The 12554-nt window shown below is 62.9% G+C and carries 13 protein-coding genes and 1 pseudogene; 10 read left to right on the top strand and 4 right to left on the bottom strand.

From position 1 onward, the window contains the following. Nucleotides 1-35 precede the first annotated feature (35 nt). Together LB552_RS15940 and LB552_RS15935 are read right to left on the bottom strand one after the other, a co-directional pair. Entirely contained in the window at nucleotides 36-524 is a 489-nt protein-coding gene (locus LB552_RS15940) for a hypothetical protein (protein ID WP_224532374.1), read from the bottom strand. Between the two features lie 61 nt (nucleotides 525-585). Beyond that, nucleotides 586-1428: a PRC-barrel domain-containing protein gene (locus LB552_RS15935; protein ID WP_318011914.1), complete on the bottom strand. Its 843-nt coding sequence runs from the start codon at nucleotides 1426-1428 to the stop codon at nucleotides 586-588. Nucleotides 1429-2018: 590 nt separating this feature from the next. Here LB552_RS15935 and LB552_RS15930 point away from each other — a divergent pair. From LB552_RS15930 to LB552_RS15890, 9 genes and pseudogenes are all read left to right on the top strand, one after another. Next, complete coding sequence (locus LB552_RS15930; protein ID WP_224608077.1) at nucleotides 2019-2204, top strand: hypothetical protein; 186 nt, start codon at nucleotides 2019-2021, stop codon at nucleotides 2202-2204. A 2-nt stretch (nucleotides 2205-2206) separates the two neighbouring features. After that, complete coding sequence (locus LB552_RS15925) at nucleotides 2207-2533, top strand: DUF736 domain-containing protein (protein WP_224560579.1); 327 nt, start codon at nucleotides 2207-2209, stop codon at nucleotides 2531-2533. A gap of 271 nt (nucleotides 2534-2804) precedes the next feature. Then, nucleotides 2805-3086, top strand: a complete 282-nt coding sequence (locus tag LB552_RS15920; RefSeq protein WP_041002472.1) for a helix-turn-helix transcriptional regulator — start codon at nucleotides 2805-2807, stop codon at nucleotides 3084-3086. A gap of 17 nt (nucleotides 3087-3103) precedes the next feature. Beyond that, a pseudogene (locus tag LB552_RS15915) lies at nucleotides 3104-4157 on the top strand (replication initiator protein A). Beyond that, nucleotides 4154-4645: a DUF2840 domain-containing protein gene (locus LB552_RS15910; protein WP_224608073.1), complete on the top strand. Its 492-nt coding sequence runs from the start codon at nucleotides 4154-4156 to the stop codon at nucleotides 4643-4645. Before LB552_RS15915 ends, LB552_RS15910 begins: the two are co-directional and overlap by 4 nt. Beyond that, nucleotides 4642-5187 (top strand): S26 family signal peptidase, encoded by a 546-nt coding sequence (locus tag LB552_RS15905; RefSeq protein WP_224608070.1) that lies wholly within the window; start codon nucleotides 4642-4644, stop codon nucleotides 5185-5187. Before LB552_RS15910 ends, LB552_RS15905 begins: the two co-directional genes overlap by 4 nt. Nucleotides 5188-5223: 36 nt before the next feature. Further along, on the top strand, nucleotides 5224-5553 hold the full coding sequence (locus LB552_RS15900) for a DUF736 domain-containing protein (protein ID WP_224608067.1): 330 nt from the start codon (nucleotides 5224-5226) through the stop codon (nucleotides 5551-5553). Continuing rightward, nucleotides 5550-6326, top strand: a complete 777-nt coding sequence (locus LB552_RS15895) for a lytic transglycosylase domain-containing protein (RefSeq protein ID WP_224608064.1) — start codon at nucleotides 5550-5552, stop codon at nucleotides 6324-6326. The genes LB552_RS15900 and LB552_RS15895 overlap by 4 nt, the downstream gene beginning before the upstream one ends. Nucleotides 6327-6569: 243 nt before the next feature. Further along, the gene (locus LB552_RS15890; RefSeq protein WP_224608061.1) at nucleotides 6570-8309 is read left to right on the top strand and encodes a relaxase/mobilization nuclease domain-containing protein; all 1740 of its coding nucleotides are present in this window, start codon (nucleotides 6570-6572) and stop codon (nucleotides 8307-8309) included. A 396-nt stretch (nucleotides 8310-8705) separates the two neighbouring features. Here the strand turns inward: LB552_RS15890 and LB552_RS15880 are convergent, their stop codons facing one another. After that, nucleotides 8706-10016, bottom strand: coding sequence for a type II toxin-antitoxin system HipA family toxin (locus tag LB552_RS15880; RefSeq protein ID WP_224608058.1), 1311 nt, complete (start codon nucleotides 10014-10016; stop codon nucleotides 8706-8708). Further along, nucleotides 10016-10270, bottom strand: a complete 255-nt coding sequence (locus LB552_RS15875) for a helix-turn-helix domain-containing protein (protein ID WP_224608055.1) — start codon at nucleotides 10268-10270, stop codon at nucleotides 10016-10018. The genes LB552_RS15880 and LB552_RS15875 overlap by 1 nt, the downstream gene beginning before the upstream one ends. A gap of 296 nt (nucleotides 10271-10566) precedes the next feature. Between LB552_RS15875 and LB552_RS15870 the strand changes: the two genes are divergently transcribed. Then, nucleotides 10567-12552, top strand: coding sequence for a conjugal transfer protein TraG (locus tag LB552_RS15870; RefSeq protein ID WP_224608052.1), 1986 nt, complete (start codon nucleotides 10567-10569; stop codon nucleotides 12550-12552). The last annotated feature ends 2 nt before the right edge of the window (nucleotides 12553-12554 follow it).

Raw genomic sequence — 12554 nt, 5'->3', positions numbered from 1 at the left:
CTGTCTGTGTGCCTTGGACCATCCCGCGCAACGAGCTACTGCGATGCTTCGACCAGCCGTCGGAGCAATGGGTAATCCTTCAGGTCCTTGTAAGGCGTGAGATCTAACTCCCCTGGCACGCACTGAAGCTGTTCTTCATCGATCGCTTTCTCGTGCCCCTTGATGACGCTTTGGTAGTGCCGCCAGGTCAGGCCAGCCCCTCTCACCGCATCTCTTTCGATGCGCGAGGCAATTTGGTGGGCGTGCAGATAATGAAGCCGCAACTCGTCCAAGAGAGCTTTTTCAACAATTTCGTGGCACACCAGAAATGGTTCGAGCCGCACGTCCTTGCCTCTCCACCTGATGGTGCGCGGCAGATGTCGGTCGATGTAAATCGTCCTTGCATCCGTGCTGTACCCAGCAATGTAGGGAATATCGAACTCGTGGCTGACCTTAACTCGTCGATGAAGTGCAGACACGACATCGGACAGGACCAGGTCGCTGATATCTTCAGAGCTATGACGGACCTCGTCGGCTAGTTTCAAGTCCGCTCCTGCGTTTTCCAGTCGAAGCGCCCGCCACGGGCGAGCGCTGCGCGATGATTTTTTACTTGTTGACGATGATGCGCTGCTTGTCCCGGTTTTGGGCGTAAGTGGCCTTGTCGTAGGCAGTCTGCGCCTCCAACTGGTCCTTGGTGAAGTTCGTGTAGAGGTAACGGTTGCCGTTCTTGTCGGTCATGAACTTGAGGTTCTCCATAGCGACCGCGACCTTCTTTTCGCCAATGCCCAGAAAGCCGCCTACATCAACGATTATTGCGTCGACCTTCTTGTCACCAGTCAGGATGACGTCGCCGATCTCGCCGACCTTCGCATCATCTGCGCCATAGACGTTGGTTCCGATCAGATTTGCCGCACTGATTTTGTCTGACGGCATTTCGGTCAGGGACGACTTGTCGATCGAGGCTGTCGAAGTCGTATCGGTTTTGCCGTTAGCCGCTTGGCCGTTAGTCGTCTGCGCCGTGGGTGCTGCCGCGGTATCATAAGCCTTCGTATCAAAATTGGGTTGAGCTTTGAGCTCATCCTTCGTCGTCTTTGCGACTAACCAGCGATCGCCCTTCTTGTTGACCCATTGAAGCTTGCTGAAATCATAGGCTACGTTCTTTTCCCCCACGCCAAGGAATCCGCCGACGCCAATGACGACGAGCTTGGCGTTCCCGTCCTTGTCCAGGACGATGTCATTGACATCGCCTATCTTCGTCGCGTCGTCGGCGGTACTGTCATAGACCGCGGCTCCCATGATCTTGGAGACGAGCTTGCCATCGGTGACCGCGGCAACAACCTCCGTCTGGGTAGCGGGGTTGCTGGGATTTGCGGCGTGAGCACCCGCCGTGCAGAGCGCCGTCGACATGAGAGCTGCCGTCGCGGCCGCAGCTAGTATCTTGCGGATCATTGTGAAATTCCTCCTGTTGCCTGGTCGATTGACGTCGGCAGCTGCCAACGCCAATTCATCCAACGGAAGGAACTGCCTTGCGTTCCGGGAGGAGGCCAATGGTCGCAACGGGCGCCGGACTGAAGGCTCATGCAGAACCTGCACGGGTTTACCGCCCCCCGCCACCAACGAGTCAAATGACCCGACCTGCAAACAGGATTACAACTGCCGTCGATGCCGGGGACCTAGCCTAATTGTCCGAAGAGGACGTTCCGTTATCGGCCGCAACGAGACGTCCGCAATATACGGCCGCTCAATAGCAAAAGCCGGTACTTGGAGCGCGTGTCTGGACCAGCTTCGATAGCATCCAGCAACGGCATTACCAGTCATCACGCGAAGCCGAGGCCGATCCCATGCGCGATCGCCAGATGGATCAGGCTCTGATGCAGCACATGTCAGGCCCTGGTGACATCAGCACCGGCGAAATGGTCCACATCAGGTCATTTACCCGCAGATGATCGCATCGTCCCGTCTTCCATTTCACGGCGGGCACCAAACGACCTCTCGGACGGGCTGATCTGGCCGAAGGACGGCGGAAGCCTTGATCGCCTATGCCGCAATGGCGCGACGCGCGTTTCTTCCCCTGGGCGAAGCCCATTCCTCGCAACCAAGAAACGCGCGCCTGCGCCATCCTGCGCTTTGCTGCGGTCGCAAGCGATGCGGCAGCGGTCGCCTCCGGCCTCACGATCGCCATCGAGGCCGCATGGTGCGGGCTCGGAAACAAGAACGGAGACTGAAAATGGCTACCATCGGCAGCTTCAAGAAGACCAATGCGAACGAGTTCACCGGCGAGATCGTCACCCTCAGCGTCCAGGCCAAGGGCGTGCGCATCGTCCCCGACACCCGGGCCAGCGGCGAGAACGCTCCAAGCCACCGCGTGGTGGTCGGCAAGGCCGAGATCGGCGCCGCCTGGTCCAAGCGCTCCAACGAGGGCCGCGATTATCTCGGGCTCAAGCTAGACGATCCGAGCTTCACCGCTCCCATCTACGCCAACCTCTTCGCCGACGAGGAAGGCGAGGGCCACAGCCTCATCTGGTCCCGACCCAACCGCCGCAATAGCGAGTGACCTGGAAGACGCCCCGCCCGGCACCGGGCGGGGCGTCTCCTGATGGCGCGGAAACGTTCCGCGGCGCCGGTATCTGACCGAGGTTCCGGTTACCGGGTGCGCGGCTTGATGCGCGATACCTCCGATCGACGCACGCGCCCGAGCCACCGCCTAAGGTCTCTCAGCGGTGCGAAATAGCGCCCCTCAATTGCGCACCTGATCATCGTGCCCTTGCTCCTCCATCCTGGCCATCGATCGCCGTTCAACCGCAACGGCCGGAAGGAGAAACCTCATGAACGCCGACGCCGCGCCACTGCCGCCGCGCTACCTGCGCACTTCTGAAGCCGCGCATTTCCTCAGTCTCTCGGCGCGCACGCTTGAGAAACATCGCACCTACGGCACCGGGCCTGCCTATCGCAAACTCGGCGGCCGCGTCGTCTACGCAGTCGACGACCTCCAGCTCTGGGTTCAGCGCGGCGCGATGACATCGACATCCGATCCGCATGGCTCGGTGCTGCCCGCCAAGCCTCAGGCCGCCCGCCTGATCCCCTATGCCGGGCGCGAAAGGCGCTGAGCCCGCTGATTTCCCCCTTGTCGGCACGACCACGTCAACCGTTGGAGCGCGAACAGCTCGACCTGTTCCAGGCGCTGCCGGGCGTGGTCGCGCCACGCGATGCGCAGGACCTCATGGCCTATCCCTTCTTCTCTCTCGCCAAGACCAGGCGCATCGCGCCGATCGACTTTCGCGCCGGCGAGGTGGCGATCCGTGTCGAAGCGATGCCCGATCACGGCATGGCGACGATCTGGGATGCCGATATCCTGATCTGGGCCGCGAGCCAGATCGTCAGCGCGCGGGACGCCGGGTTGCGCACATCGCGCCTGATGGCTGCGACGCCATACGAGATGCTTACCTTCATCGGCCGCGGCGTCTCCAAGCGAGACTATCTGCGCCTCAAGGCAGCGCTCGATCGCCTGCAGTCGACAAGCGTCGTCACCTCCATCCGCCAACCCCGAGGGCCGGCGCCATCGCTTCTCGTGGATCAATGAATGGCAGGAGCGCTCCGGCCGAGACGGCCGCCCGCTTGGCGTCGAAATGATCCTGCCCGATTGGTTCTATCGCGCTGTCATGGACGACGCGCTGATCCTGACGATAGACCGGGCCTATTTCGGGCTGACCGGCGGCCTGGAGCGTTGGCTCTATCGCCTGGTGCGAAAGCATGGCGGGCGCCAGCGCGCCGGCTGGCGTTTCGACATCAGCCACCTGCATCGGAAATCCGGCAGTCTCTCGCCGCTCAAGCGCTTCGCCTTCGAGCTGCGTGACATCGTGCGTCGCCAGCCTTTGCCGGGATATCTGCTGTTCACGGAGGTCGAAGCCAGCGGCCGTGTGTTGTTGGCTTTCGAACCGGCGCCGACGCCTGTTGACAGGATCGTGCCATCGGGAACCCGAGCTATCGTGCCATCGGGAACCGCTTCCTCGTGCTTTCGGGAACCGCGATCGGCCTTAAGGAACGGACCCGAAACGAAAAATCGCGCTCTTAACTTGGAGTCTAACTCTCAATCTAACTTTCTTGCGGAGCAGCCGCGCATCGATGGCGGGGAGCAGAAGCCGCGATTTGTCGGCCGCCGCGGTGGAGGCGACGCATGACGCGGTCTCCTCAATCGACGCCGCGCGCCGGCCTCACGACTGTGGAGCTGATCTGGATCGAGAAACGGATCGAGCACCGGATCCGCTTCGGACGCCCTGCCGATCAGACGATCATCGACAAGCGGCGCCGCGTCGTGGAATTCGCGCCGGGCAGTGTCTTTGCGTTCGTCCGCTGGGCGGCGAACGACTTTGGCACCGTCGTTTCGCGCATCGACATCGTGCGCGCCGTCTTGCCCGCTGAACCCTATCAGACGCTGCCTTACATCCGGCCAGGCGCCGAGATCCTGCTCAAGATCGCAGGCTGGGACAAGGTTGAGCGGGTTCTTCAACTGATCGATGCGATCGAGGCGATCGGCCTTGATCCGGTCGATGCCGCCCCTGACTATTGGCGTCAGACCCACAACCGGCTGGTTGCCGGCGGAACGCCGCGCGCCTATTCGCTCGAGCAGCACCGGGCCTTTCTGTTGCGCAAGCGAGCGACATCATGAGCCGCGCCGCTTGCATGGCCGTGACGCTTGCGGCCGTTGCCGCGATCGTCGCTCCAGCTGCTGTGGAAATGCCGCCGCTGCTGGTATGGAACGCATCGGCCAGCGCACCCCTCGGGCTCTATGCGATCCGGAGAATGGCCGTTCCAACGGCCGGCGCGCTCGCCGTCATCGAACCGCCGGAGACCGTTGCTCGGTTCGCCGCCGAACGCGGTTACCTTCCGCTCGGCGTGCCAATGCTGAAGCACATCGAAGCGCTTCCTGGACAGGAAGTTTGTTGCGTTGCTGGCGTTATCACGGTGAACGGGCTTGCCGTTGGCGTCGCGCTGGAACGCGACAGCAAGGGGCGCGCGCTGCCCGACTGGCAGGGCTGCCGCACCATTGTCGCCGCCGAAATCTTCGTCATGAACCGGAATGTCCAGGACAGTCTCGACGGCCGCTATTTCGGCCCGTTCCCGATGGACTCGATCGTTGGACGCGCGATGCCCCTTTGGACCGACGAGAGGGGCGATGGCCACTTCACCTGGCTTGCTCCCGCGAGCTGAAATTCAGCACCGCCAACAAAACGAAGGAGATAGTCCATGGCCGAGATCGGCGTCTTCCATGAAACGGAATCCGGTTACTCCGGACGCATTCGAACACTGCTCGTGGACGTCGCGCTGGTGCTTGTCCCGATCAGGACGTCCAACGGCAATGCGCCGGATTTTCGCATCCATATCGGCGATGGCAGCGGCCCCGAGGTCGGCGCGGCCTGGAAGGAAACCGGGCAGACGGCTGGCGACTATCTGTCCTGCCGATTGGAAGATCCGCTGTTTGGCCGACGCTTTCGCGCCGGTCTCTTCCGCTCCGATGACGGTTCCTGGTCGCTGCGCTGGATCCGGCCGAAATCGCGGCCGGAGCGTGCTCGATGAGTGCGCCATCGGCGCCGAAATATGCGAACGAAAGCCGCCCCGTCAGCTGGTTGCCTGATCGGAGGCAAGCACGTTGGCTTATCGCTGGCATGCTGATTTTCTGTCACGCGATGACGGAGGCCGTCGCACAGAGCGCCCCGGGGCCACGTATGCCCGCGGACGATCCATATGCCGCGCATATCGCCGAGGCGTCGCATCGCTTCCGTATTCCTCAGCTCTGGATACGGGCAGTCATGCACATCGAGAGCGCCCGCGACCCACGCGCCGTATCGCGAAAGGGTGCAGTGGGTCTGATGCAGATCATGCCTGAAACCTGGGCCGAGCTGCGTCTTCGTCACCAACTCGGCCGCGATCCCTACGATCCGCACGACAACATCCTTGCCGGCACCGCCTATCTTCGCGAGCTGTATGATCGATACGGTTCACCGGGGTTTCTCGCTGCCTACAATGCGGGGCCGGCGCGCTACGAAGCTTCCTTAAAGGGCCGCCCGCTGCCGGCCGAAACCCGCGCCTATGTCGCGAAGCTTCGCCCTTTGTCGGGCGGCGGTGATGCGACCGGCGCGCTCACCGCCAGCAATAGCAAGGCCGCTAGATGGAAAGCCGCGCCGCTGTTCACAGGACGGTCCGGTCAGCTAGCCGAGTCCGGTCTTTCGTCCGGAGAACACGCTGCCGTCGAGGTCTCGTCGTCACCGTTGGCGCGCGAACTTTTCGCGGCCGGTTCGCTGCCGCGGCAACTGTTCACCGGGTCCGACCTGCGGACATCGCAGCGATGACGAAGTGTCCGTCAGCTCGTGCGCCGGCGCCTCTTTGGACGTCGCAGGCTTTGAGGCGCATAGGCTACGGGGCAACAACCGAAGGATGGCAAGATAAAAGGGCGCACATTGTGCTGCGGTCGGTTGGTTGTATTTGCTGGGTATTTTGCCGTTTCCCGCACACTGCGGCGCCTCAGCGCAATGTGCTGGGAACAGGCAAATCATTGTATTTGCTGTACTTATGGCAAGGTGAGGGTAGGTGCCGTGCCCGATGAGCACGAGTTCCGTATCCGTCCGGGCCGCATTCGCTCGACGCGAACCCAATCGTCGCGCCCCTTCATCGCACAGGCGCTCGCGGCGGCGCAAAAGGCCGGCGGCGGCGTGTCGCGCTCAGGCCGGATCGGGACAGGCAACAGTTCGCGGTTCGGACGCGGCAGGGCAGCGAGCCTTCAGGCCAATCGCTTCCTCACCGGCCGCTCCCGCCTAGCCACGATCAAGACCCGCGTGGTTCGCCATTCGAAACGCGGCGCGCCGCTGGCAACCCACCTCAACTATCTGCGCCGCGAAGGGGTCACACGCGACGACGCGAGAGCCCGCATGTTCGGACCGGAGGGCGACGATGCGTCGACCACGGACTTCGTCGATCGCTGCAAGGACGATCGACATCATTTCCGCTTCATCGTCTCGCCCGAGGATGCCGTCGAAATGGCCGACCTGAAATCCTTCACCCGTGATCTCATGGGTCGCGTGCAGAAGGATCTCGGCACGACGCTCGACTGGATCGCCGTCGATCATTGGAACACCGACAATCCCCATGTCCACGTCATCCTGCGCGGCCGGGCCGACGACGGCCAGGACCTGGTCATCTCGCGCGACTACATCAGCCGTGGCATGCGCGATCGCGCCAGTGACCTCGTCACGCAGGAGCTCGGCCCCCGGTCGGATCTTGAGATCCGCCGGCACGTCGAGCGGCAGGTCGAGGCCGAGCGGTGGACCGGGCTCGACCGCCAGTTGCTCCGCGACACAGGCGAAAGCGGTGTCATCGATCTCGCGCCACATGCTGATCGCCAGCCTGATGAATTCATTGCGCCGAAGATCGGGCGGCTGCGCAGGCTGGAAATGCTCGGCCTCGCCGAACAGCTCGGTCCTGGCCAATGGATCGTCAGCAAGAGAGCCGAGGCGACGCTACGCCAGATGGGTGAGCGCGCCGATATCATCAAACGCCTGCATCGCGCATTCTCGGCCCGCGACATCGAACGCGCGAGGGCCAGCTACGTGCTGGCCGCAGAGAACATCGGCGAGACGATTAGCGGCCGTCTGATCGAGCGCGGACTGGATGACGAACTGAGCGGCAGTGCCTATGCAATCATCGATGGCATCGACGGGCGTTGCCATCACGTGCGGCTCGCCGATCTCGAGGCGGCGGGCGATGCTGCGCCGGGCGCGATCGTCGAACTGCGCAAATTCGAGGACGCTCAGGGTCGGCGGCGGCTGGCGCTTGCCGTGCGCTCCGACCTCGATATCGACAGACAGGTGGTTGCTGAGGGGGCGACCTGGCTCGACCGGCAGGCGCTTGCCCGTCCCGCGGCGGCTCTTTCCGACGGCGGCTTCGGCGCCGAGGTGCGCCAGGCGCTTGACCGGCGCGCCGAGCACCTGGTCGGACTGGGGCTGGCGGAGCGGCGGCCGGGCGGGACCGTCTTTGCCCGCAACTTGATCGACACCCTGCGCCGAAGGGAGCTCGAGGCGCTGGGCGGCAGGATCGCGGCCCAGACCGGCCGTTCGTTCAACCGTGCCGCACCTGGCGAGTCCGTGTCCGGTACCTACAGCCAGCGCTTTGCGCTTGCGTCCGGCCGCTTCGCGATGATCGATGATGGCCTCGGGTTCCAGCTCGTGCCCTGGACGCCTTCGTTGGAACGCCATCTCGGCAATCACGTCTCCGGTGTTGTTCGCGGCGACGGCGGTGTCGATTGGAGCTTTGCCCGCAAGCGCGGGCTAGGCCTCTAGCAGCTGAAAGGATGGCTCCTGCCATGTCCGTCGCGAAAATCCTTTGGGAGCAGATACTCACGGTTTTCCTGAGCGTGGTGCTGACGACTTGGACGGCGACACAATCGCGGCATGGAGACTTGGCGTTCGGCGGCACCTCGGGCCGCACTGTCGGTCGCGCCGGCTTGCCCGTCAACTTGTGCGCCTGCGCGCGTGCAGGAGGCGGGCGAACGCTATGAGGCCTTCGTCACGGCGCGAGACGGTCTGGCGAAAGGGGCGAAGCTGCGCCAAGAGATTTGGGAAGATACGATCCGGTGTACCGAGAACAGGCAGTCTTAGCTGCGCCGCAGGGTATGTCGCTATCGAATGTCCGGTTGGGTGGCCCTGAGTTCTTGTCGGGCCGCCCTCTCGGCTTGATCAGCGTGTCTCGACGAGGATTGCCCCGCGCCTGACTATCGCCGACCTGACCGACTCGACGAGCTGCGCGGGAAAGTGACGTGGCAACGACGAAATCACGGCCTCGATCCGCCTCTCGGCATTTGCGGCGATGTCTTCGAAAATCTTGCGCATCAGGGGCGCCCCCACGCCGGAAATGTCTGCGGTCTGCATGAAATGGCGGGGCACAATTTCATGCATGGAATAATGCCGGCTGTTGCCCGCAGACATCGCCAGCTTGAATTTCTTGCGGGGGATCTGTCCAGCATCAAGGCTGGGCTGCGCGGTCAGCACGTCGTAGAGCGGCGTCATCCGAAACCGCCCGCCGGGCCCGAGAAAAATGCTGAAGTTCTTCGCGTGACCGTCGGTCGCGCCAATGAGCCAGAATATTATGCAAGCACGCAAAAACAGCGAGATGTCGTCTTCGGGCCTGTCACTGCCCTTAAGAAGCTCGATAATCGACGGCATGCCGGGACCGCCCTCTGACTGGTACTTGCGTGTTGGCGGGACCGACAGTGCTTGACACATATCCTCCTGTGGTAGGCGCATGAGACGGCCATCCCTGGCCCACAACCGGTCGAACCGCTCGACGATCAGCGTACGGCGCTCCCCGAAGTCGGCGATCTCAGTTCTGGCGGCGGGAACGCCGAACGCGTCGATCAGCTTAAGGCACAGATATTCGTTCTCAACGCTGTTGGAGAGATCGATGCCATTCGGCAACCTGCCGATCTGCGGTTTCAGGATGTGGGTGGTCGCCGCCGTGCCGACCGGCTTGTACCAGCGTCCGTCCTTGCGTAGCAGCGCCGTCTTTTCCTGGGCGCCGGCGATCGAGATGCGGAAATCCTCATCCTCGCCGAGGCCAAGCGGGGCGACAGCGAGGTTTGCGATTATCCCGGCAATCTCCTTTTTGCTGACCGGCTTGCCTTCGCTGCTACCAGGGCTGCCGGGATCGACGCCATCAGGCAGGAATTGCAATGCGCCGACGCAGTCATGGCCGAGGGCGGCAAGCATGCTGTAGGCGTCGGTGCCATCTGCGCCGACACGTTCGGCAATCCGCTTGCGGATGGCGTCATTGTCGGGAAGCAGGTTGTCGAAGACGTTGACTACAGGCGCGCCGATATAGCGGTCCTCCCGCAAGGGAAGCGAAAGCGAGACAGGGAAGGTACCGTGCCAGTCCAGCCATTCGCGGGCATATTGAAAGTCCACGGCGCCGGTGGATTGCCTGCGCAGCACGCCCACCAGCCGACCGTTCACGAAGACATTTAGCGGCGTGTGAGCCGGCCGCCGCGCCATCAGAACAGGTCCGCGATCTCGGTCGCGCTGCTTTTGCTGCGCGGGCGAACGACGAGTTCAAGGTCGAGGGCGGAGAGCGCAGCCATCAACGTACTGAGCTGCACTGCCGGCTCGCCGGCTTCAAGGCGAGACACGGTGGCCTGACGCAGATGGATTTGGCTGCCAAGCATCTCTTGCGTGAGATCGGCTTGCCTGCGGGCGCGACGCAGAATGGCGCCGAGTTGCTTTTCGTTGCGAGCGATCTGGTCGGTCATGACGGTCTCCTGGAGCTTATATATACGCGATCGCGTATGGTTATGCAATATACCTGATCGCGTATAGATGTGCCGTATACGCAAATGCGTATATAAATCATATATACGCGTTCGCGTATGGCGTCTGCTAATCAAATGCGCAGTCCAAGAGGACGGCGCCCTCGCTCGCGCCCCGGGCTCTTGGGCTTCCCGATTCCCTGTCTTCCTTGCCGACAGTACGACACGACGCGATCGGCGTGAGCCCGCTGTTGAATCTCGCGCCAACCTTGCTGACCTCTCGGCACAAGGAGAAGCGAATGTCGGGAACGAAAGTCCTTTGGGGACCGATTGTCGTGGTCTTCCTGATCGTGCTCCTCACGATCTGGGCCTCGACGCAATGGTCGGCCTGGCAGCTGGGCTACCAGGAACGGTTGGGAACGCCTTGGTTCGTCATTGACGGCATGCCAGTCTATTATCCGCCCGCCATCTTCTGGTGGTGGTATTTCTACGACGCCTACGCACCGGCCATCTTCGCGCGCGGCGGTCTGATTGCCGCCTCGGGCGGCTTCATCGCGATCGCCGTAGCGATCGGCATGTCGCTGGGGCGTGCTCGCGAGGCGACGAAGGTCGCGACCTATGGCTCCGCGCGCTGGGCCGAAAGGAGCGAGGTGCAGGCGGCAGGCCTGCTTGCCCCCGACGGCGTGGTGCTGGGGCGCTATGGAACTCACTATCTGCGCCACGACGGGCCTGAGCATGTGCTTTGCTTTGCGCCGACGCGTTCGGGAAAGGGTGTCGGGCTTGTTGTGCCTTCGCTGCTGACCTGGCCTGGCTCGGCGATCGTCCATGACATCAAGGGCGAGAATTGGGGTCTGACCGCCGGCTTCCGTGCCCGCCACGGCCGGGTGCTGCTGTTTGATCCGACCAATGCAAGGTCGGATGCATACAACCCTTTGCTCGAGGTTCGCCGCGGTGAATGGGAAGTCCGTGACGTGCAAAACATCGCCGACATCCTTGTCGATCCGGAAGGCTCGCTTGAACGGCGCAACCATTGGGAAAAGACGAGCCACGCGCTCCTGGTCGGCGCGATCCTGCATGTGCTCTATGCCGGACCGGACAAGACGCTTGCCGGCGTAGCCGCCTTCCTGTCCGATCCCAAGCGGCCGATCGAATCGACCTTGGCCGCGATGATGACGACGCCGCATCTGGGGGAGGGCGGTCCGCACCCGGTCATCGCCAGCGCTGCCCGTGAGTTGTTGAACAAGTCCGACAACGAACGCTCCGGCGTGCTCTCGACCGCGATGTCCTTCCTTGGGCTCTATCGCGATCCGGTGGTGGCGGAGGTGACGCGCGCATGCGGCTGGCGCATCGCCGACCTGGTCGCCGATCCTCGTCCGGCGACGCTCTATCTCGTTGTTCCACCCTCCGACATCAGCCGTACCAAGCCGCTGATCCGTCTCATTCTCAACCAGATCGGCCGCCGTCTGACCGAGGATCTGCAGGCCAGGACGGATCGCCATCGATTGCTTCTGATGCTGGACGAGTTCCCGGCGCTCGGGCGGCTCGACTTCTTCGAATCCGCGCTCGCTTTCATGGCCGGCTATGGGTTGAAAAGCTTCCTGATCGCGCAGTCCCTCAACCAGATCGAGAAGGCCTACGGGCCGAACAATTCAATTCTGGACAACTGTCATGCGCGCGTCAGCTTTGCGACCAACGACGAGCGGACCGCCAAGCGTGTTTCCGATGCCTTGGGCACGGCAACCGAGCTGAAGGCGATGAAGAACTATGCCGGTCACCGGCTCTCGCCCTGGCTCGGTCATCTCATGGTGTCGCGCTCGGAGACGGCGCGACCTTTGCTGACGCCCGGCGAGATCATGCAATTGCCGGCAGGCGACGAGATCGTCATGTTGGCCGGCACGCCGCCGATCCGGGCGAAGAAGGCGCGCTATTTCGAAGACCCGCGGTTGCGGGAGCGCATTCTGCCGCCACCGGCTGTCACACCTCGAGCCGAGCCGGAGCCTGACGATTGGACGGCGCTTCCGTTGCCGCTCCCGCCATCTGGTACGGCAGCCGCAACTGCCGTGGCGAAAGTTCAGGAGGAATCGACCGAGTCCGAATTGCGACGTCAGCCCGAGCTCGATCGACTTCTCCCGGCTGCGGCGGAGCTGCCGCCCGTCAACGAATTCGAGATCGAAGCGCCTGACGAGACGGATGATCTCGCATCGAGCAGCAGCCGGATGGCTCGCCTTGCTCGGGGCGTGGCGCGTCAGATCGCGCTCGATCCGGACGACGGCATGGAGCTGTGAAG

The organism is Mesorhizobium sp. CA7 (assembly GCF_020165015.1).
Taxonomy (GTDB): domain Bacteria; phylum Pseudomonadota; class Alphaproteobacteria; order Rhizobiales; family Rhizobiaceae; genus Mesorhizobium.
Note: the sequence above shows the minus strand (reverse complement) of the source record. Positions and strands in the feature narration are given on the sequence as shown.

What these genes read in the sequence shown, in the direction of transcription:
- LB552_RS15895 (WP_224608064.1), top strand. Translation starts at nt 5,550, where the DNA reads ATGAGTGCGCCATCGGCGCCGAAATATGCGAACGAAAGCCGCCCCGTC.
- LB552_RS15905 (WP_224608070.1), top strand. Translation starts at nt 4,642, where the DNA reads ATGAGCCGCGCCGCTTGCATGGCCGTGACGCTTGCGGCCGTTGCCGCG.
- LB552_RS15880 (WP_224608058.1), bottom strand. Translation starts at nt 10,016, where the DNA reads ATGGCGCGGCGGCCGGCTCACACGCCGCTAAATGTCTTCGTGAACGGT.
- LB552_RS15900 (WP_224608067.1), top strand. Translation starts at nt 5,224, where the DNA reads ATGGCCGAGATCGGCGTCTTCCATGAAACGGAATCCGGTTACTCCGGA.
- LB552_RS15920 (WP_041002472.1), top strand. Translation starts at nt 2,805, where the DNA reads ATGAACGCCGACGCCGCGCCACTGCCGCCGCGCTACCTGCGCACTTCT.
- LB552_RS15925 (WP_224560579.1), top strand. Translation starts at nt 2,207, where the DNA reads ATGGCTACCATCGGCAGCTTCAAGAAGACCAATGCGAACGAGTTCACC.
- LB552_RS15870 (WP_224608052.1), top strand. Translation starts at nt 10,567, where the DNA reads ATGTCGGGAACGAAAGTCCTTTGGGGACCGATTGTCGTGGTCTTCCTG.
- LB552_RS15910 (WP_224608073.1), top strand. Translation starts at nt 4,154, where the DNA reads ATGACGCGGTCTCCTCAATCGACGCCGCGCGCCGGCCTCACGACTGTG.
- LB552_RS15930 (WP_224608077.1), top strand. Translation starts at nt 2,019, where the DNA reads ATGCCGCAATGGCGCGACGCGCGTTTCTTCCCCTGGGCGAAGCCCATT.
- LB552_RS15935 (WP_318011914.1), bottom strand. Translation starts at nt 1,428, where the DNA reads ATGATCCGCAAGATACTAGCTGCGGCCGCGACGGCAGCTCTCATGTCG.
- LB552_RS15875 (WP_224608055.1), bottom strand. Translation starts at nt 10,270, where the DNA reads ATGACCGACCAGATCGCTCGCAACGAAAAGCAACTCGGCGCCATTCTG.